The organism is Thioclava sp. GXIMD4215 (genome assembly GCF_045291555.1).
Lineage (GTDB): Bacteria > Pseudomonadota > Alphaproteobacteria > Rhodobacterales > Rhodobacteraceae > Thioclava > Thioclava litoralis.
The window spans coordinates 289,537-310,072 of record NZ_CP149517.1 but is presented as its reverse complement, the minus strand read 5'-3'; the positions used below and the strand labels follow the sequence as shown (position 1 = coordinate 310,072).

The 20,536-nt window shown below is 62.4% G+C and carries 16 protein-coding genes; 11 read left to right on the top strand and 5 right to left on the bottom strand.

Annotated elements, in window-relative coordinates:
- Positions 1 to 183 precede the first annotated feature (183 nt).
- From WDB86_RS17965 to WDB86_RS17945, 5 genes are all read left to right on the top strand, one after another.
- Complete coding sequence (locus WDB86_RS17965) at positions 184 to 1,194, top strand: PhoH family protein (RefSeq protein ID WP_330629282.1); 1,011 nt, start codon at positions 184 to 186, stop codon at positions 1,192 to 1,194.
- A gap of 291 nt (positions 1,195 to 1,485) precedes the next feature.
- A complete protein-coding gene (locus tag WDB86_RS17960) occupies positions 1,486 to 2,577 on the top strand; it encodes an ABC transporter substrate-binding protein (protein WP_406737088.1) in 1,092 nt (363 codons plus the stop codon).
- Positions 2,578 to 2,645: 68 nt separating this feature from the next.
- Positions 2,646 to 3,515: an ABC transporter permease subunit gene (locus tag WDB86_RS17955; protein ID WP_341485985.1), complete on the top strand. Its 870-nt coding sequence runs from the start codon at positions 2,646 to 2,648 to the stop codon at positions 3,513 to 3,515.
- Positions 3,512 to 4,294 (top strand): ABC transporter permease, encoded by a 783-nt coding sequence (locus tag WDB86_RS17950; RefSeq protein WP_330629285.1) that lies wholly within the window; start codon positions 3,512 to 3,514, stop codon positions 4,292 to 4,294. Before WDB86_RS17955 ends, WDB86_RS17950 begins: the two co-directional genes overlap by 4 nt.
- Positions 4,291 to 5,346: an ABC transporter ATP-binding protein gene (locus tag WDB86_RS17945; RefSeq protein WP_341485984.1), complete on the top strand. Its 1,056-nt coding sequence runs from the start codon at positions 4,291 to 4,293 to the stop codon at positions 5,344 to 5,346. Before WDB86_RS17950 ends, WDB86_RS17945 begins: the two co-directional genes overlap by 4 nt.
- A gap of 40 nt (positions 5,347 to 5,386) precedes the next feature.
- Here WDB86_RS17945 and WDB86_RS17940 read toward each other — a convergent pair whose 3' ends face one another.
- The 3 genes from WDB86_RS17940 to WDB86_RS17930 form a co-directional block, all read right to left on the bottom strand.
- A complete protein-coding gene (locus tag WDB86_RS17940) occupies positions 5,387 to 6,058 on the bottom strand; it encodes a DUF1826 domain-containing protein (RefSeq protein ID WP_341485983.1) in 672 nt (223 codons plus the stop codon).
- Positions 6,059 to 6,166: 108 nt separating this feature from the next.
- Positions 6,167 to 8,029, bottom strand: a complete 1,863-nt coding sequence (locus WDB86_RS17935) for an ABC transporter ATP-binding protein (RefSeq protein WP_341485982.1) — start codon at positions 8,027 to 8,029, stop codon at positions 6,167 to 6,169.
- An 83-nt stretch (positions 8,030 to 8,112) separates the two neighbouring features.
- Complete coding sequence (locus WDB86_RS17930; RefSeq protein ID WP_341485981.1) at positions 8,113 to 8,559, bottom strand: YaiI/YqxD family protein; 447 nt, start codon at positions 8,557 to 8,559, stop codon at positions 8,113 to 8,115.
- A gap of 297 nt (positions 8,560 to 8,856) precedes the next feature.
- On the opposite strand from WDB86_RS17930, the gene WDB86_RS17925 reads away from it, so the two are divergent.
- The 6 genes from WDB86_RS17925 to WDB86_RS17900 all read left to right on the top strand — a co-directional run bounded on the left by WDB86_RS17925 (position 8,857) and on the right by WDB86_RS17900 (position 17,931).
- Positions 8,857 to 10,236: an ammonium transporter gene (locus tag WDB86_RS17925; protein WP_339109858.1), complete on the top strand. Its 1,380-nt coding sequence runs from the start codon at positions 8,857 to 8,859 to the stop codon at positions 10,234 to 10,236.
- A gap of 23 nt (positions 10,237 to 10,259) precedes the next feature.
- Positions 10,260 to 10,439, top strand: a complete 180-nt coding sequence (locus WDB86_RS17920; protein ID WP_330629291.1) for a hypothetical protein — start codon at positions 10,260 to 10,262, stop codon at positions 10,437 to 10,439.
- Between the two features lie 141 nt (positions 10,440 to 10,580).
- Positions 10,581 to 11,222: an XRE family transcriptional regulator gene (locus tag WDB86_RS17915; RefSeq protein WP_330629292.1), complete on the top strand. Its 642-nt coding sequence runs from the start codon at positions 10,581 to 10,583 to the stop codon at positions 11,220 to 11,222.
- A 189-nt stretch (positions 11,223 to 11,411) separates the two neighbouring features.
- Entirely contained in the window at positions 11,412 to 13,667 is a 2,256-nt protein-coding gene (locus WDB86_RS17910; protein ID WP_341485980.1) for a molybdopterin-dependent oxidoreductase, read from the top strand.
- 138 nt (positions 13,668 to 13,805) lie between these two features.
- Positions 13,806 to 16,400, top strand: a complete 2,595-nt coding sequence (gene mprF / locus WDB86_RS17905; protein ID WP_341485979.1) for a bifunctional lysylphosphatidylglycerol flippase/synthetase MprF — start codon at positions 13,806 to 13,808, stop codon at positions 16,398 to 16,400.
- Positions 16,401 to 16,509: 109 nt separating this feature from the next.
- Positions 16,510 to 17,931, top strand: a complete 1,422-nt coding sequence (locus WDB86_RS17900) for a hypothetical protein (RefSeq protein WP_341485978.1) — start codon at positions 16,510 to 16,512, stop codon at positions 17,929 to 17,931.
- 59 nt (positions 17,932 to 17,990) lie between these two features.
- Here the strand turns inward: WDB86_RS17900 and ispG are convergent, their stop codons facing one another.
- Both ispG and WDB86_RS17890 read right to left on the bottom strand, forming a co-directional pair.
- Positions 17,991 to 19,127 carry a flavodoxin-dependent (E)-4-hydroxy-3-methylbut-2-enyl-diphosphate synthase gene (ispG, locus tag WDB86_RS17895; RefSeq protein WP_330629296.1) on the bottom strand — a complete coding sequence of 379 codons (1,137 nt, stop codon included), beginning with the start codon at positions 19,125 to 19,127 and terminating at the stop codon, positions 17,991 to 17,993.
- Positions 19,128 to 19,230: 103 nt separating this feature from the next.
- Positions 19,231 to 20,505 carry a RodZ domain-containing protein gene (locus tag WDB86_RS17890; RefSeq protein ID WP_339109862.1) on the bottom strand — a complete coding sequence of 425 codons (1,275 nt, stop codon included), beginning with the start codon at positions 20,503 to 20,505 and terminating at the stop codon, positions 19,231 to 19,233.
- Positions 20,506 to 20,536 lie beyond the last annotated feature (31 nt).

The following is a 20,536-nucleotide window of genomic DNA, read 5'->3' as shown; positions in this document are numbered from 1 at the left end:
CTGTGTGACTTTGCCGGAACTTTCGGGGTCCGGCGCGCAATTCTTGAACCGCACGCCTGTCGTGCGGTTTTTTTTGTCTCAGATTGATGAAATCTCGCGGCATGGATCGTTGCAGACAAAAAGCAAGACTTGCGCAACACACATCTTGGGGGCACCATATTTACTAGGAATCCAGCCAGGAGGATGTATTTGGGCTTCAGTGCGATAACCCCCCCGCCCAGCTCTCAGGATGCCCGCGAGACACTTCTCGAGTTTCCTGATAATAAACTTCTGATCGATCTTTGCGGCGAGTTTGACCGCAATCTCGCACGGATCGAACAGGCCTTATCGGTGCATATCCTCCGACGTGGCAACCAGCTTGCCGTCGTGGGTGCACCAGAGGCCCAAGCCCAGGCGGCTGCGGTTGTGCAGCACTTATACCAGCGGCTGGAAGCCCAGAAACCCATTGAAACCGGCGATATCGATGCCGCCCTGCGCGCCACCGAGCTGGGGGGGACCACGAGCTTCGAAGACCAGCTCGAGATGTTCGCCAAAGGGCAATATGAAATCCGCACCCGCAAGAAACAGGTCGAACCCCGCACCGAGGCGCAGAAAGCCTATGTGCGCAACCTGTTCGAGAACGAGATGGCCTTTGGCATTGGCCCCGCAGGGACCGGCAAGACCTATCTGGCGGTGGCTGTGGGTGTGACCATGCTGATCTCGGGCGAGGTCGACAAGATCCTGCTGTCGCGTCCGGCCGTGGAGGCGGGCGAGCGTTTGGGCTTTCTGCCCGGCGATATGAAGGACAAGGTCGACCCTTATATGCAGCCGCTTTATGACGCGCTGAACGACTTCCTGCCGCAAAAGCAACTCGCGAAGCTGATGGAAGACAAGCGCATCGAGATCGCGCCTCTGGCCTTCATGCGCGGTCGCACGCTATCGAATGCCTTTGTGGTGCTGGACGAGGCGCAGAACGCCACCACCATGCAGATGAAGATGTTCCTGACCCGTCTGGGGCAGGGGTCGCGCATGGTGATCACCGGCGACCGCTCTCAGGTCGACCTGCCGCGGGGGATGCCCTCGGGGCTTGCCGATGCCGAGCGTATTCTGGACGGGGTCGAAGGGATTTCCTTCAATTACTTCACCTCGAAGGATGTGGTGCGCCATCACTTGGTCGCGAAGATCATCAACGCCTATGAAAAAGCCGAAGGCTGACGGCGTCTCTATCACAACCACGAGAGCGGGCCAAAGGCCCGCTTTTTTATGCCCGTAGCCCGCCAGCTTGGCATTGAACAGCGATCAAATCTTGGGCAGTCTTCCCCTGCCTGCGAAAGAATGCCTAACTTCTCGTAGAAAAGGGACAATCTTCTCTTTCTCGTTATTTGTTATCCGTGGCAGCGTGCAGGGATAAGAACTGTCATCTAGACGTCAAAAACGGCGCTTAAACGCGGCGGGGGCAAACCCACGCTACGACCGACTTCGGGGAGAACGACTTTGAAACGAGTGATGCAAAAGTCCGCAATGTTTGCGGCAACCCTGCTGGCCAGCACCGCGCTGGTCCATGCGCAGGACCTGACCGAGCTGGAAGCTGCCGCCAAGAAAGAAGGTATGCTGACCACCATCGCCCTGCCGCATAGCTGGTGTGGCTATGGTGACGTGATTGCGGGCTTCAAGGCGAAATATCCCGAAATTGAAGTGAACGAGCTGAACCCCGATGCGGGCTCCGCAGACGAGCTGGAAGCTGTACGCGCCAATAAGGGCAATACCGGCCCGCAGGCCCCCGATGTGCTGGATGTGGGGCTGTCTTTTGGTCCGCAGGCCAAGGACGAGGGGCTGTTGCAGCCCTATAAGGTCTCGACCTGGGACGAGATCCCCGACACGATCAAGGATGCCGACGGCTACTGGTATGGCGATTACTACGGCGTCATGTCCTTCATGATCAACAAGGACCTCATCGACACCAACCCCGAGGACTGGTCCGATCTGCTGAACTCCGATTATGCGGGCTCGGTGGCGTTGGCGGGTGATCCGCGTGCCTCGAACCAGGCGATCCTGTCGGTTCTGGCGGCCGGTATGGCCGAGGGCGGTGCTGCCGGTAAGGACGCGGGCGAGAAGGGGCTCGAGTTCTTCAAGAAGATGAACGAGGCGGGCAATTTCGTCCCCGTTATCGGCAAGGCGGGCACGCTGGCACAGGGGGCAACCCCGATCACCATCATGTGGGACTATAACGCCCTCGCTGCGCGCGACACGCTCAACGGCAACCCGCCGGTTGATGTTGTGGTGCCGAAATCGGGCGTTCTGGCGGGCGTTTATGTGCAGGGGATTTCGGCCCATGCACCGCACCCGAATGCCGCCAAGCTCTGGATGGAATATCTTTACTCGGACGAGGGGCAGAACCTCTGGCTGAAGGGCTATTGCCACCCCGCGCGCTTCAACGCGATGTCGAAGGCGGGCAAGGTGCCGCAAGAGCTTCTGGATGCGCTGCCCCCCGCAGAAGCCTATGAAAAGGCCTATTTCCCGACCCTTGACGAACAGGCGGGCAATAAGGACGCCGTGGTGGGCGGCTGGGATAGCGTCGTTGGCTCCAACGTCCAGTAAGCATTGATCTGTGATGCCCCTGCACCTGTAGCGCGGGGGCATCCACCTGTTTCGAAATCGGAAAACCTGTGGCCGACCACTCTTCTGCCAAACGCCGGATCCGCCTGACATGGCTGGGGCTTTTGCCCTTTATCGCCTTTATCGTGCTGTTTCTGGCCCTGCCGACGATGAAGATCGTCATCGGTGCCTTCCAGCGGCCCGATGGCAGCTTCACCCTGTCAAACCTTGCGGGGCTGTTTACGCCCACAATCCTCAACTCCTACTGGATCTCGATCAAGATCTCGCTGGCCTCCTCGGCCATCGGCTGTCTGGTGGGCTTCCTGATGGCGGCGGGGATGGTGCTGGGCGGGCTGCCCAAGGCGATCCGCGCGCCGCTTCTGACCTTCTCGGGCGTGGCCTCGAACTTTGCCGGTGTGCCGCTGGCTTTCGCCTTTCTGGCCACCCTCGGGCCGCTGGGCCTTGTGACCATGTTCCTGCGCCATGAATTCGGCATCAATCTGCGCGCGATGGGGTTCAACATCCTCAGCTTCTGGGGCCTGACGATCACCTATCTCTTCTTCCAGATCCCGCTGATGATCCTGATCATTACCCCCGCGCTGGATGGCCTGAAACGCGAATGGCGCGAGGCGGCCTCCTGCCTTGGCGCGACAGGAGCGCAATACTGGCGCATCGTGGCACTGCCGATCCTCTTCCCGACGATCCTTGGCACTTTCGCGCTGCTCTTTGCCAATGCCTTTGGGGCTGTGGCCACCGCCATCGCGCTCACCGGCTCCTCGCTCAATATCGTGCCGATCATGCTCTTCGCGCAGATCCGCGGCGATGTGCTGGGCGACCCGCATTTGGGTTATGCGATGGCCTTCGGGATGATCCTCGTCACGGGGCTCGCCAATGTGATCTATATCGTGCTGCGCATGCGTTCCGAGAGGTGGCTCAAATGACCAAGGCAGCCTCATGGGCTATCATGATCCTCGGCCTTCTTTATTTCATCCTGCCGCTCTGGGGGATGGTCGAGTTCTCGCTCTCGATGCGGCGCGGCGTCTATAGTTTCGACGCCTATGCCGCCGTGCTCTCGGACCCGCAATTCCGCCAGACCTTCAGCTATTCGGTGCTGATGGCGCTTCTGACCATCCTCTTCGGCATCCTGCTGGTGGTGCCCACGGCGTTCTGGGTGCAGCTCAAACTGCCGCGCCTGCGCCCGCTGATCGAGTTTATCACATTGATGCCACTTGTCATTCCGGCAATCGTCACGGTCTTCGGCTATATCCGGCTTTATAATACATCAAGCTGGCTGCCGCTGACCGGCACCACTTTGGGCACCAATTTCCTTCTGGTCATGGGCTATGCCACGCTGTCGCTGCCCTATATGTACCGCGCCGTCGATACGGGGCTGCGCAGCATCGATGTGGCCACGCTGACCGAGGCCGCGCAATCGCTTGGCGCGGGCTGGGTGCGCATCATCGGGCAGATCATCTTGCCCAATGTGCTGGTGGCGGTGCTCTCGGGCTCGTTTGTGACCTTTGCCATTGTTATGGGCGAGTTCACGATGGCAGCGCTTCTCAACCGTCCGGCCTTCGGGCCCTATCTGCAGCTTATGGGCGCCAATAAAGCCTATGAGCCCTTTGCATTGGCGACCATCGCCTTTGTCATCACTTGGGCCTGCATGGGGCTGATCCAGCTGGTCACACGTTTCACCAACCATACCAAGGCGGGTCGATGAGTTTCCTAACGATTTCCCATCTGGAGAAAAGCTTCGGCGCGACCCGCGTTGTCAAAGACTTCAATCTCGATATCGAGAAGGGCGAGTTCATCTCGCTTCTCGGGCCTTCGGGCTGTGGCAAGACGACCGTCTTGCGCATGGTTGCGGGGTTTGAAACGCCCTCGGCGGGTTCAATCACCATCGACGGGCGCGAGGTGTCGTCGCTCAAGCCCAACCAGCGCAATATCGGCATGGTGTTTCAGGCCTATGCGCTGTTTCCCAACCTGACGGTGGCGCAGAATGTGGGCTTTGGCCTGAAGGTGCAGGGCGTGCCCGCCCGCGAGATCGCGCCGCGCGTGGCCGAGATGCTTTCGCTTATCGGCCTGCCCGAAATGGGCGAGCGCTATCCCTACCAGCTTTCTGGCGGCCAACAGCAGCGGGTGGCTCTGGCGCGGGCCCTGGCGCCCAAGCCGCAGGTGCTCCTGCTCGACGAACCGCTTTCGGCGCTTGATGCCAAGGTGCGGGTGTCCCTGCGCAACGAGATCCGCGCCATCCAGAAAGAGCTGGGCATCACCACCATTTTCGTGACCCATGATCAGGAAGAGGCGCTGTCGATGTCGGACCGGATCGTGGTCATGCATCAGGGCATCGCCGACCAGATCGGCACGCCCTTCGAGATCTACAACACCCCCGCCACCCGCTTTGTGGCGGGCTTTGTGGGCACGCTGACCACCGTGCAGGCGCAGGTGATCGACGGGCCGTCGGGTCATGTGAAAATCGGCGGGAATGAGATCTGGCTCTACCGCGAGGTAACGGGCCCCGAGGTAACGCTGGGGCTGCGCCCCGAGATGCTGCGTGTGGGACCGGCCGATTTCAATGCGGGCGAGGCCGCGCTGGCAGGCACCATTCTGGATGTGGATTTTCTGGGATCGGTCATCCGGTTGCGCGTCGATCTGGGCGGCGAGGTGCTGGCGGTGGATCTGTTCAATACCACCCGCGCGGCCCCGCCTCAGGTGGGCGAACGGGTCAGCCTTGCGCTCCACCCGTCGGATGCCTTGGTGATCGGGGCCTGACGCCCCGACCCTTATCTCCCCGCCGCGGGGCTGTGTGACCTCAGTGGAACCGGGTGGGGCGTTCTTCCCAAGGGTCGATGACCAGCAAAAGCCGCGTCTGGCCCGTGCCGGAAATCGGTGGGGAGCGGTGCAAGACGCCGGAGCCTTCCTGTCCGGGCCAGAGCGTGCCGCGCATCAGCCCGACATCGCCCGTGCCAAGCTGGGCCATGATGTCGGTGGCGGTCCCTTGCGTGCCGGACGCCAGCGCGAATTGCGTTGCCTCGCCGCGATAGGTGCACAGCATTCGCGCTTGTAACCGGTCGATATGGAACCGGCGGCAGGCGTCGTTTTCGATGACATCAAGGCGCAGGTTCAGCCGTGTGACGGGGAAAATATCGACAAACACCCCCACCAGATATTCGATATCCGCCTGAAATGCGCGTCGTTCCGGCCCGTCCGGCGTGCGGGCGTCGGCAAAGCTGCGCTCCAGCACCCGCGTCACATCGCGCAGCGCAAGACATTCGGCGCGCAGGGCGGGCAGGCGCGCGGGCGGCAGGTGGTCCAGCCAGTCCAGCAGACCCGCCGGCAGGCGACGCTGCCAGAGGCTGGCCCCGACCCCCGGCGCCTTGAGGCTGCGCAGCACGTTCGCGGTGCTGCCTTGCAAGATGCCCTGTGCCAGATAACGGGCCTCTGGGTCTTCGGTGCTCAGGCGGTCCAGCAGATCATGGGTCATAATAGCCTCGGATTTTACGTTATAGTATAACATAACAAAATAATCCGGTGAGGCAAGCCCGAAGAAGGGCCGCCTTTGGCTGGGGCGTGCCGGGATCGGGTGGCCCGATCACATCCCGCTGGCCAGAAACCCGCCAGATTGCCGCGCCCAGAGACGGGCATAAAGACCGTTCCGCGCCAATAGATCGGCATGGCTGCCCTGTTCCACAATGCGCCCCTGATCCATGACCACAAGCCGGTCCATCGCAGCGATGGTCGATAGCCGATGGGCAATCGCGATCACCGTCTTGCCCTGCATCAACAGATCCAGACGGGACTGGATCGCGGCTTCCACCTCGCTGTCCAGCGCGCTGGTGGCCTCGTCAAGGATCAGGATCGGCGCGTCCTTCAAGGCGACCCGTGCAATGGCAATGCGCTGGCGCTGGCCGCCGGACAGCTTCACACCGCGTTCCCCCACATGGGCCGCAAGCCCCTTGCGCCCCTGCGCATCCGACAGGCGCGGCACGAAACGATCGGCCTCGGCCATTCGCAAAGCGTGGGCGATGTCCTCTTCGGAGGCGTCGGGCCTGCCATAGGTGACATTCTCGCGCACCGAGCGATGCAGGAGAGTGCTATCCTGCGTGACCACCCCGATTGCAGCGCGCAGGCTTTCCTGCGTCACCTGTGCCACATCCTGCCCGTCAATGGTGATCCGCCCCTCGGGGAGATCATGAAAACGCAAAAGCAGGTTGATCAGCGTGGATTTGCCCGCACCGGACCGTCCCACCAGCCCGACTTTCTCGCCCGCGCGGATGGTCAGGTCCAGGTCGTCCAGCACCGCCAGCGGGCGCGCCCTGTCCTCCTGTTCCCCTGCGTCCTGCCCGTAGCGGAAGGTCACATGATCAAACCGCACGGCCCCTGCGGTGACCTGCAGCGGCTTGGCATCCGGCTTGTCCTGCACCGCGCGCGGCAGCGCAAGGCTGGAGATCCCGTCGCGCACGGTGCCGATATTCTCGAAGAGGGCCGAGAATTCCCACATGATCCAATGGGCCATATTATTGAGCCGCAGCGCCAGCGGCACCGCAATCGCGACCGCGCCCACGGCCAGTGTGCCCTCGGTCCAGAGCCAGAGCCCCACCCCCGTGACCGAGGCCACCAGCCAGACATTCAGCAGGCTGAGGGTGATGTCCTGAACCTGTGCCAGCCGCATCTGACGGTAAACCGTGTCGAGGAAGCCGTTCATTCCCTCCCGCATCCAGCGCTCTTCGCGGTCGGAATGGGAAAACAGCTTGACGGTGGCGATATTGGTATAGCTGTCGACCATGCGCCCTGTCATGGCCGAACGTGCATCGGCCTGTTGCTGTGCCACACGCCCCAGACGCGGCACGATCTTCGACAGCATGAGGGCGTATCCCAGCGCCCAGAGCGCAAAGGGCAGGGCCAGCCGCCAGTCCTGATGGGCGGCCAGCGCCAAAGCGCCGAGGAAATAGATGACGACATAGCTGCCCACATCCATCAGCTTCATCGCCACTTCGCGCACGCCAAGGGCTGTCTGCATCAGGCGCTGCGCGATGCGGCCTGCGAACTCATCCTGAAAATACCCGACCGACTGGCGCAGCAGATAGCGATAGGCCAGCCAGCGCACCCTTTGGGGGAAGTTCCCCAGCAGGGTCTGGTGCATCAGCAGACCGCCCAGCAGGTTCAGCCCCGGCAAAAGCACCAACAGCCCCAGCGCCATCAGGGCCAGCCGTGCCCAATTCTCGGCCCAGAACGTCTCGCGCGGGGTGTCGGCCAGCCGGTCCACCAGATCCCCCAGCCAGCCATAAAGCGAGACCTCCACCAAGGCGATCGCGCCGGAGGTCACCCCCAACAGCGCCAGCCAAGGCAGGGCACCACGACTGTAATGGCGCATGAAGGGCCAGAACCTTTCGGGTGGCATCTGCGGCAGCTCTGCCGGATAGGGATCGATGCGCCGCTCGAACCAGGAAAACATCGCGCCTCTTTCGGGTTGGGGTGACAGGGGGGCTGTAGCAAACGGCCCACACAGCCGGACCGGCGGCATTGGCCTGAGGCCGCCTAGGCGCGCGCCTTGCGCACGGCCCGTTCGAGTGCGTCCAGAAAGCGGGACCGATCGGCTTTGGTGAAGCCTTTGTTACGGCCCTGCAAGAACGGGTCGGCGGCACGCATATCGGTCATCAGGTCGCGCATCGCCAGCGCCTGCCCGACATTGTTCTCGGTCAGGGCATCGCCATCATGGCGCAGCACCTGCGCCCCTGCGGCCACGCATTTCGCCGCCAGCGGAATATCATTGGTGATGACGATATCGCCCGCCCCCGCACGTTCGGCGATCCATTTGTCGGCCACATCAGGGCCGGCATCCACCACGATCGTGTCCACCAACGGGTTTTGCGATGGCCGGATGCCACCATTCGAGACGATCTTCATCGGCACCTTATGGCGCGTGCCCACCCGTTCCACCTCGGCTTTCACGGGGCAGGCATCGGCATCAACAAATATGGTCATAAGCGGGTCTCCGTGCGGTCTGTGACAGCTCTAGCCGAAATTCCGCCGCGGGCCAATCCGCCCGAGTAGTAGCGCGAGTAGCGGCGCGCATGGACATCCCCCGCACGGGGTGCGGCAGATTCCGGCAAGGGCTGGGATTTGGCGCTGAATTTTCATGCGACCCATGAATTTTTTGCAAAATAGGCAAGTTATTTGCGTCATATGCAAATTACCCGCTATGCCTAGACATGGCCGGTCCCGCACCGGCCCAAGAAGACTTCCCCAAGACTACTTCCACACAAACAGGGAGCTTTGGACGTGGAACAGGACCTAGCAAATCTGGCGGCAACTGTTGCCGAGTTGAAGGCAAAGGCCGACGGAACCGGCACCACCTTCTCCGAGACATTCTATTTTCTGACGATCCCGCTGATGGTGCTGATCCATGCGGGATTTCTGGCCTACGAGATGGGGGCATCGCGGTCTAAAAACGCGCTGGCCTCTGGGATCAAGAACATTCTGGCCTTCGCGCTGATCGTGCCGTTTTTCTATTTCATCGGCTGGTGGGTCTATTGGGCCTTTCCGACGGGTCTCGACCTTTCGGCGGGGCCGACCGGCGCATCCGGTCTGGCCTATGCCAACGAGGTGGCCGCGCCGTGGTCGCCCAATATGGGGCCCAATCTCGACGACCGGTCCTCGGGCGTGTTCTGGGGCGCCTTCGTGCTGTTTGCGGCCACCACCGCCTCGATCCTGTCGGGGGCACTGATCGAACGGATCCGCCTGACGGGGTTTGTCGTTCTGGCCACCATTCTGGGCGCTTTCGTGTGGATCCTGGCCGCCGCTTGGGGCTGGCATGCGGATGGCTGGCTGGTGACCAAATTCGGCTATCACGATTTCGGAGCCGCAGGCGTCGTGCATATGATCGCGGGGTTCTTCACCTTGGGGGTGACGATGAATCTCGGTCCGCGGATCGGCAAGTTCAACCCCGACGGCTCGGCCAATGCCATTCCCGGCCATTCGATGCCGATGACGCTGATCGGCCTGATGCTGATTATCGCAGGCTTCTGGGGCTTCCTGATGGGCTGTGTGATCGTGCCGGGGGAATCGTGGTCGTGGTCGGTGACGCAGGCGGCGTCGATCTATGGCACGCCGATGACCCTTTCGGGGATGACCTTCAACACGCTGATGGGCATGGCTGGCGGCATTATCGGGGCCTGGATGATCACCCGTGATCCGTTCTGGATGATGTCGGGCGCGCTTGGCGGGATCATCTCCTGCGCGGCGGGGATCGACCTGTGGTATCCGCCGATGGCCTTCGTGATCGGGTTTGCCGGTGCGGTGGCGATGCCGTTCATCGCGTCTTTCGTCGAACGGCGTGGCATTGACGATGCGGTGGGCGCCTTCGCGTTGCATGGCTGTCTGGGCATGTGGGGGCTTCTTGCCGTGGGGCTTGCCGCACAGGGCTATCCGGCGCTCTCCGGACCGGATGTCATTGAAACCAGCTTCACCGGCCAGTTGGTCGGGGCGGTGGTCATGGCGCTTCTTGGCTTTGTGCCGGGCTATGGGGTGTCGTGGTTGCTGAAAATCACGGGCCAGCTCCGTGTGCCTGCCGAAGCCGAAATCACCGGTCTGGACAAGACCAAAGTGCCGGTCGAGGCCTATCCCGAAGCGCTGCATGGCGCGGTTTCGCCCGCCGAATAACCTTTCCCAACAGGAGATAGCCTATGGAAGCCCCCTTTGTTGCAAAATCCTGGGACGGTGTGACCGGCCCGATCTTTGCAGGCTATGGCAGCACAGAGATGCCGTGGCTGGTTGCGACCTACCTTTGCGTGTTGATTGCCGTCATCCTTGGCTGGCGCCACGAGCGTCATGCCTATAAGGCCGCATCGACACATCCTATGTGAGTGCCCTGAGTACGAGTGTCGCGGGGCCACGTCTGACGTGGCCCCGTTCGATATGGCCTTTCTGGCGTAAAGCGGCCGGAGGCTTTCCATTTCCACACCGATGCGCCAAAGTTCTACCAAGCGACCCTGTAGGACATCCCGATGCCGAAATCCGCCAAGACGCGCGCGCCTGCGTCTGTCGACCCCGCCCCGGACCATCTGACCGCTCAGGCGCATGTGCCGATCGACCAGCGCATCGGCACGGCCATCCGGCGCAAACGTCTGGCGCTGAAACTGACGCTGGCGGATGTGGCAGCGGGGGCCGAAATGTCGGCGGCCATGCTGAGCCGGATCGAGAACGGTCAGGCCAGTGCCAGCCTTGATGCGCTCGAGCGGATCTGCGGCGCGTTGGGCCAGTCGATTGCCATGCTGTTTGCCGAGGTCGAGAACAAGAAGGGCGCGGCACAGCTGATCCGTGCCGCCGACCAGCTGGAGGTCGTGCGCAGCGGCACCCGACATGGCCATACCTACCGGCTGCTTTCCTATAATCGCGGGCCGCAGAAATCTTTCGAGCCGTTCCTCATCGAGATGGACAAGGACAGCGAGAGCTATCCCCGCTTTGCCCATCCGGGCACGGAGTTCATCTATATGCTTGAGGGGGAGATGGATTACCAGTTCGGCACGCAGCGTTTTACCCTGACCGCAGGCGATGCGCTGACTTTTTCGGGCGAGGTCGAACATGGTCCGGCCGAATTGCGCTGTGACAGGGTCAAATTCATCTCGATGATCGTCTATGGCGATTGAGCGCGGGGCTTGCCGCATGCCTGCCGCTTTATTGGGGCCCGTCACCGCATAGGACCCGTCACCGCATACGACCCGTCACCGGATTGCGGATGCCTTCAACGGGGAAGGTGCCCATAAGGCGGTACTGGACCTTTGACACGGATCGGCCCATCCTGCGGCCAAAGCGGATCGGGCAGGGGTCACAAGATCATGACGCAAGACGGAAAACGGCAGATCAGGGTCACCTCCAGCCATTGGGGGGCCTTCGAGGTTGAAACGGAGGGCGGGCGCATTCTCTCTGCCCGTCCGTTCTCCGAAGATCCTGCCCCGTCGGCCATTCCTGCCGCCGTGCCTGCCGCAGTGCATCACGACAGCCGGATCGCCCGCCCGTCCATCCGCAAGGGCTGGCTGAACGGGCGGCAGGGCCGGCGCGGCGAGGACAGTTTTGTCGAACTGCCTTGGGACGAGGCGCTGGACATTGCCGCGCAGGACATCGACCGCATTCGCAAGACCTACGGGAACGAGGCGATCTTTGGCGGCTCCTATGGCTGGAGTTCGGCCGGCCGTTTCCACCATGCACAAAGTCAGGTGCACCGTTTCCTCAATAGTATCGGCGGCTATGTGGCCTCGTTCGGCAGCTACTCCACAGGCTGCGCGCAATCGATCATGCCGCATGTCTTCGGCACCGATTTCATCAGCCTGCTCTACCAGCATCAGCAAAGCTGGCAGACCCTGCATGACCACACCGAAACGCTGGTGATGTTTGGCGGGATAAATTCCAAGAATGCGCAGGTCAGCATGGGGGGCATCACCCGGCACGACACCGCAAGCTGGCTGGAGCGGTTCCGCGCCAAGGGGATCTATTGCCTCAATATCGGGCCGCAGCGCGGCGATGCCCCCGAGGGCTGCGACTGGCTGGCGCTCCGTCCCGGATCGGACACCGCGCTTATGCTGGCACTGGCCTATGTGCTGGTGCAGGAAGGGCTGGCGAACGAGGCGTTTCTGGCTCGCTACTGCACGGGGTTCGACCGCTTCCGGCCCTATCTTATGGGCGAAAGCGACGGCTGCCCGAAAGACCCCGAATGGGCGGCGGTGCTGTGCGGGGCCGATCCGCAGCAGATCCGGATTTTGGCGCGGCGCATGGCCCGCACCCGCACGTTGATCACCGTGGCATGGTCGCTGCAACGCGGGGAACATGGCGAGCAGCCCTATTGGATGTCCGCCGTGCTGGCCGCGATGCTGGGCCAGATCGGCCTGCCCGGTGGTGGGGTCGGCTATGGGTACGGCGCGATTGGCGGGGTCGGGAAATCGTTTCGGGCGCTGCAGGGTATGACCCTGCCGCAGCTGGACAATCCGGTGAAAACCGTCATTCCGGTGGCGCGCATGGCCGATATGCTGCGTTTTCCGGGGGCGCGCTATGACTTCAACGGCCAGCAGCCCTGCTATCCCGATATCCGGCTGATCTACTGGGCGGGAGGAAATCCCTATCACCATCATCAGGATCTGAACGCCTTGCACGAGGCATGGCAGCGCCCCGAAACCATTATCGTGAACGAACCTTGGTGGACCGCTACGGCCAAGCGCGCCGATATCGTGTTTCCGGCAACGACCCCCTACGAGCGCGAGGATATCGGGCGCTCGTCAATGGATGACTACCTGTTCTACATGCCCCAGCTTATTCCGGCGGTGGGTGAGGCACGCGACGATTACGCGATTTTCTGCGGGCTGGCAGAACGGCTTGGGGCGGCAGAGCGTTTCAGCGAGGGGCGCATGGCGGCGGCATGGATTGCCGATCTGTATGCGGAGTTCCACCAGACGGCACAGGCGCAAGGTCTGGAACTGCCCGATCTGGCCACGTTGAAAGCGCGCAACTGGGTGCGTCTGCCTCTTGCGACCGAGGGGCCGGACACAACGCTTTTCGCCCGTTTCCGCGCCGATCCCGAGGCCAGCCCCTTGGGAACGCCCTCGGGCAGGATCGAGATTTTCTCGGACACGATCGAGGGCTTCGGTTATGCCGATTGCCCCGGTCATCCGGTCTGGCTTCCTCCCTCGGAATGGCTGGGCACGGCAACAGCGCAGACGCCCCTGCATCTTGTGTCGCCGCAGCCCGGTGACAAGCTGCACAGCCAGTTGGAATGCGCGCTGGCCGATAGCGAGGACGCGCGCCCCGTGGCGTTGATGATCCATCCCGAGGATGCCGCGGCACGCGGGATTGCCGATCGGGATCTGGTGCGCCTTTTCAACAGCCGCGGCGCCTGCCATGCGCGGGCACGGGTGACGCCGGATATCCTGCGCGGTGTCACCGCTTTGCCGACCGGAGCGTGGTATGGCGACCCCGGCAGTGCCGCCGATGCCGATGGCAATCCGAATGTGCTGACGAGAGATGTCGGCACCTCGAAACTTGGGCAGGGTTGTAGCGCCCATACGGCCTTGGTCGAGGTCGCGCGGCTGACACAGGCGCGGTAAGATCCCTTGCGGCGGTTGCCGGATAAAAATGCGATAACCGTGGTTATGTAACAAAAGTCAAACCAACTCCGGCATTGATCCCGGACAAGATTTCGTGCCAATAAAATTTGGCGACACACTATCTGAAGGCATAGGCCTATGATCTCAACTAGGCTGCGCGGGGCGGTCCCGTATCTTGTTACCGCAGTGCTATTCGGCCTCGGGGCTTTTGCCCTGTATCGGCTGATGGCCCATGTCAGTATGGTCGAGGTCGTCCGGCTGATCCGTGCAACGCCGTTTCATGATGTCGTGCTGGCCGTGCTTTGCACCTGTGGCGGCTATGCGGCGCTGGCGGGCTATGACTGGTCGGCCCTGCGGTTCATCGGCAAGAAGCTGCCGCTGGCGGTGGTGCTGACCGGCAGTTTTCTCGGATATTCCATCGGCAATACGGTCGGGGCCGGACCGGTGACCGGCGGTGCCGTGCGCTATCGTATCTATTCGGCGATGGGGCTTTCCGCCTTTGATATTGCGGGGATCTCCCTTTTCTGCTCGTTGTCGTTCGGTATCGGAGCCACGCTGATCGGGCTTGGCGCGCTGGCATGGCACCCCCATGCGCTGGGGGCGGTGATTTCGGTGTCGCCGCATCTGATCCGCTGGGCCGCGATCGGAATTGTCGTGCTAAGCTGTGGCGTGCTGGCGGTAATGTCCATCCGTAAATCCAGCCTGACCCTGCGCGGCATCTCGTTGCAGATGCCGGGACCGGCGCTGTCTGTCGGGCAGTTCTTCTTTACCGCGGCCGAAACGATCCTGTCGGCTGCGACGCTCTATATCCTGCTGCCCGCCGACCAGCTGGGGTTCGCCACCTTCCTCGCGGTCTTTTCGGCGGCCGTGATGGCGGGGGTGCTGTCGCATGTGCCCGGCGGGGTCGGGGTCTTCGAGACGATCATCGTGGCGGCCCTGCCGCATAATGTGCCCGCGCAGGAAATTGCCGCCGGTTTGCTGCTGTACCGCCTGATCTACTATATCCTGCCATTCGCGCTTGCCATGATCCTGATGGCATTGGGGGAAGTGCGTCTGGCCAGCCGCAAGATGATTGCGGGCCGCGCCGATCTGCTGGCCCCCGCGTTTCAGGCGATCAGCGCATTGGCCCCTCTGGCAATGTCGGCCATGACCTTCGTCCTTGGGGCGGCGCTGATGATCCTGCCACTGCTGCCGCCATCCGCCCCGATGGCCGATGGCCTCAGTGATGTCGTGCCGCTGGTGTTTCTGGAAAGCGGGGCCTTGGTGTCAAGCGCCATCGGGGCTTGCCTTGTCGTGCTGGCGCATGGGCTGTTGCGGCGGGTTTCGGGCGCATGGTGGCTGACACAGGTCGCATTGGCGGTTGGCATGGTGGCCAGTCTGGCACATGGCTTCGACTATCCGACCGCGCTTATGCTGCTGGTCGCTTCGCTGATCCTGCAATCGGCGCGTGGTGAATTCTACCGGATGACCCGCCTGACCCGCAATGTGCTGGGGCTGCGCTGGTTCATGCTGATGGTCTGCCTTGCCCTGACCATTCTGGCGACCCTGTTCTTTGTACATAAGGCGGTGCCCTATAACAGCGACCTGTGGTGGCAATTCGCCACCGATAAGGCCGCCCCCCGTGCCTTGCGCGCGGCCTTGGTGGGCTTTCTGGTGATGACCCTGCTTTTGCTGCGCTATGCCCTGCGTCCGGGCAATCTGCATGCCGCCCCCGCAAATGCCGAGGAAATGCAGCGCGCCGCAGCCATTATCGCGCGGCAGGATGACCCGAAGGCCAATATCGCCCTGAGTGGCGATAAGGCGCTGCTGTTCTCGCCAAGCGGCAACAGCTTCCTGATGTATCGCATTCAGGGCGGAAGCTGGGTGGCCTTGCATGAGCCGGTGGGGGACAGGCAAGAGGCCTCGGGGCTGGTCTGGTCGTTCCATGATGCCGCCCAAGCCGCCGGAGCCCGCCCTCTTTTCTACGACGTGCCCGCCACCTCGGCGCATCTGTGGATCGATATGGGGCTGGCCCTGCACAAGCTGGGAGAAGAGGCGGTGGTGCCGCTTGAGAGGTTCAGCCTTGAAGGCAGCGCGCGCAAGCGCCTGCGCACCACCCATGCCCGCGCCCTGCGCGACGGTCTGCGCATGGAGGTCGTCCAGCCGCCGCATAGTGCCGCGCTTTTGCAAGAGCTGCGGCAGATTTCACAGGCGTGGCTTGCGGTTAAAGCCGGTGCCGAAAAAGGCTTTTCCGTCGGCTATTTCAGCGAGGCCTATCTGCAACAGACGCCCGTTGCGCTGATCTACAAACACGACGCCATCGTGGCCTTTGCCAATCTGTGGACCACGCAGACGCAGAGCCGCGCCACCATCGACCTGATGCGCCATCTTCCCGAACGCGCTTCGGGGGTGATGGAATTCCTGTTCACCGAGCTTCTGCTGCATTTCAAGGCGCTTGACTACCAGAGCTTCAGCTTGGGCAATGCGCCGCTTTCGGGGCTGGAAAACCGTCGTGGCGCGCGGCTGAGCAGCCAGCTTGGTGCCTTTATCTACCGTCATGGCGGGCATTTCTACAATTTCGAGGGGCTTCGGGATTTCAAGCAGAAATTCGACCCTGACTGGGAGCCCGTTTATGTGGCCGTTCCGCCACGCGCCAATGCCATCGCCACAGCCACCGATCTACTGACCCTGATCAGCGGCAGCCGTCCCAATCTGCCATCTTTGGGGCCGCAAGCCGAAGCTCCCCAGCCCTAGCCCCAGAGCGAGCCTTGCGTCAGGGTGCAGGGGGCTATGCAATTTGCAACGATTGTCCCTGTGGCAGAGGCTGGCATAACGGTACAAACGCAAAACGCACCGGATTTTTATGCTCTTTACATCTTCCGCCTACGGGCTGCATCTCGACCGTCTTTGCGGCATTCTGGCGGTGGTGATGATCGCCGGTCTGGTCACCGGCCAGATTGGTGCGCATATCTGGGCCGGGTTTGGTGCCCTGACATGGCTGGCCGCCGCTGCCGCTGTGGTGCTGGCCCTTTTGCGGCTTGGCTCGGTGCAGCGTATGGCGCAGATTTTCGCGCTGCTTTCCGTGCTGGTGGCCTTGGCGATTGCGCTGCTCCGGCCCGAGGCGCTGCCGCATATGCAGACCGCCCTGTTCCAAGGCACCGCGTTTTCGGCTTTTCTGACCTCGCTCGGGTTGATCCGCGCGCCTGTCAGGGCCTCGCGCCTTGTCGCACAGGCGGCGGCGCGGCTGTTTGCCGCCTCGGCCAACCGGCGGGCCGGTGCGGTGACCTTTGGGGCGCAGGGTCTTTCGGTACTGTTCAATATCGGCACGATCGGAATGATGTCCGATATCGCGGAAAACCACGCGCGCCATGCCACAGAACAGGGGCGTCCGCCGATCAATACCCGCGTGATGACCCTATGTGCCTTGCGCGGCACGGTTCTGTCGACCATCTGGAACCCGATTGGCGTCGGCTTTGCCATTGTCACCACGGCCATTCCGACGCTCGATCCCGTGGCGTTCCTGCTTCTGGCGCTGGCGTCGGCCTTTGTGATCACATGCGGCACGCTCTGGGCTTTGCGTAAAGAAACGGCGGCCGATCACAGCCCCGATCCGGACCGGAGCACCGATCTTGCAGGCGGGCGGGCGCTGGCGGTTATTTTGTCGGTGGTGCTGGGCCTGATCATCGTGACGTTGGTCCTGCACCGTTTGCTGGAGATCAGCTTTCTGGTGGCGGCCTGCGTGGTGCTGCCGATCCTGTCATGGAGCTGGCCATTTGTCGAACCCGAGATCCGCGCCGCGATGAAAAACAGCGACCCGTTGGGCGGTCTGGGCAAGGCCTCGGCCTCTATGGCCAATGAAGCCACGATCTTTCTGGCGGCGGCGGTGATCGGCGCGGGGGTCACGGTCGGCTTTGCGCTTCTGGGGTGGGGGGCGGGCCTTGGCGGTGAGGGTGTTCCCGCGCTTGTGCCGATCTTGGGCTGCCTGTTTCTGGTGCCGCTGGCGGCGGCGCTGCTGATCCCGCATTCGGTGGTTGTCGTAATGATCGCGCAGTTGCTGGGCGCAGGCCCGATTGGCGCGGCGCATCCGCTGGCACTGGGGCTGAGCCTGTGCCTTGCTTGGGCGCTGGCAATTTCGGCCTCGCCAATCTCGGCCATGTCGATCATCACCGGACGCCAGCTTGGCGTGCCTGCCGCCCGCATCCCCTTCGATCTCAACCGCCGCTTCACGCTGGTTGCACTGGGGCTGGCCGCCGCTCTGCTGGTCGTAACCTATTTCTGGCTTTGAAACGGGCCCTGTAACGAAACGGGGCTTATGAAAAAGGGCGCCTTGCGCGCCCCCTTCCCTTATTCCGCAGCGGTGCTTTCTTCCGCGCTTTTCTCGGCTTCGAGCTTCTCGGCCCGTTCCTCGACCAGCTCGACGATATGGTCGATCATCTGGTCATTGGACATCTTGTGGCTTTGCTTGCCCGCCATATAGATCATGCCCGACCCCGCCCCGCCGCCGGTAAAGCCCAGATCGGTCATCAGCGCCTCGCCAGGACCATTCACCACGCAGCCGATGATCGACAGCGACATCGGCGTCTTGATATGTTCAAGCCGCTTTTCCAGCGTTTCGACGGTCTTGATCACGTTAAAGCCCTGACGCGCGCAGGAGGGGCAGGAAATGATCTGCACGCCACGGGTGCGCAGGCCGAGGGACTTCAGGATCTCGAAGCCGACTTTGACCTCTTCGACCGGATCTGCCGACAGGCTGACGCGCAGCGTGTCGCCAATGCCCATCCACAGAAGGTTGCCCAGACCGATGGCCGATTTCACCGTGCCTGCGGTCAGCCCGCCCGCTTCGGTGATGCCAAGGTGGATCGGGGCATCGGTGACCTCGGCCAGCGCCTGATAGGCCGCCGCCGACAGGAAGACATCCGAGGCCTTGCAGGAAATCTTGAACTCGTGGAAGTCGTTGTCCTGCAACAGCTTGATATGGTCCAGACCGGATTCCACCATCGCATCGGGGCAAGGCTCGCCATATTTCTCAAGCAGGTGCTTTTCCAAAGACCCCGCATTCACGCCAATGCGGATGGAACAGCCATGATCCTTGGCGGCCTTCACCACCTCTTTCACGCGCGAAGCATCACCGATATTGCCCGGATTGATCCGCAGGCAGGCGGCACCGGCTTCGGCGGCCTCGATGGCGCGTTTATAGTGGAAATGGATATCTGCCACGATCGGCACGGGGCTTTCGCGGCAGATCTCGCGCAGAGCCTGCGTCGAGGCCTGATCGGGGGTGGACACCCGCACGATATCGGCGCCCACATCGGCGGCGCGGATAATCTGGTCCAGAGTGGCCTTCACATCCGATGTATCCGTATTGGTCATGGTCTGCACGGAAATCGGCGCATCCCCACCGACCGGCACATTGCCAACCATGATCTGACGGGATTTGCGGCGTTCGACGCTGCGCCACGGACGAACCGGGTTCAGGGACATTGGAGACTCCTTCGGACATGTCGGGGGCAAAGTAAAACAGCCGTCGCACAAGGGCAACGGCTGTCGAGAAGGATTGATCGCCTGACGTGTTTATCTGGCGTGTTTATTCGGTGGCCGGTTTCGGCTCGCCGATCACCTGCCCTGCATCGGCCACCGCAAACATGCTGGTCAGCGCCGCATCTTTCTGCGGATCGGCCACGGCGAAACGTTGCGACAGCGCATCAGGGCTGAGCGTGATATTCTTGGTCACCGCCCCGCGCGCGCCCACCGGCCCATGCGCCACACCATTGACCGCAAAATAGATCGCGCCGGATTCGCCGGTGCGCAGGGTCGGCGGCTCTGCCAGTTTGGGCAGCGTGAAACGCTCGCCTGCATTCATGACTTTTTCCAGCAGGATCGACCCGTCAGCGGCGCGCACCCGCACCCATGAAGGCCGCACAGCCAGAATTTCCACATCCGCCGCATTGGCCGCCGTCACCCGCACCGCATTGCCCGGCGCGTTTTCAGGAGCAGGCTGCGCCTGTCCCTGCCCCATCGCCTGCGCGATGGCCTGATTGATGGCGGATTCGGTGTTGGGAGGGGTCGAGGCCCGCCCCTGATCGACAGACGCGGTCTGGGTCTCGCCGGACAGCACGCCGGTTTTATTGGGATCAATCGCGGCAATCGGCCCGTCGCGGGCAATCAGCACCGGCGTGTCAAGCGTTGCCGGACGGAACAGCCGGTCCAGACTGTCGCCACCGGTATCCGCATCCGCGCTTTTGACGGGATCCGCCGCTTGGGTATCGACCGAAGAAAGCGGGTCCAGCTCGGCCACGACATTGGGCTGCTGGTCCACCGGCGTCAGGTTGACGCGCTGCACCTCTTGTAGCACAGACCAGCCGCCATACCCGATTCCGCCCGCCAAGAGCGCCAGCACAAGCAGCGAGCCGATGGCCCGCGGCTCGATCCGCGACCAGAGGCTGTCGGTTTTCGGAATAAAGACCGCATTGGGATTGCCCAGAGCATTGACGGGCTTTGCCGCAGAGCTAGCTTGGGTTTTAGGGGCCGATGCCTGCGGGGCCATGCCGTGGGTCGGCACAAAGCCCGATTCAAGGCAGAACCTCTCGAACGCCCATTCGGGATCGAGGTTGAGATAGCGCGCGTAGGAACGCACATAGCCGGAGATGAAAGAGGGCGCATCGAAGGCGGAAATGTCGCAGCTTTCGATCGCCGCAATATAGGCCGCCCTGATGCGCAACTCGCGTTGGACATCAAGCAGCGATTTTGAAAGCGTGGCGCGCTCGCCACGCATCAGATCGCCAAGACGCAGATCATAGTCCTCAAAGCCTCTCAGCCCGACATCCTCCTGCGTCGAAGGAGAAGTCCTTCGCCCGATCATTGCTATACTGCCCCTATCGCACTCGAGTGGT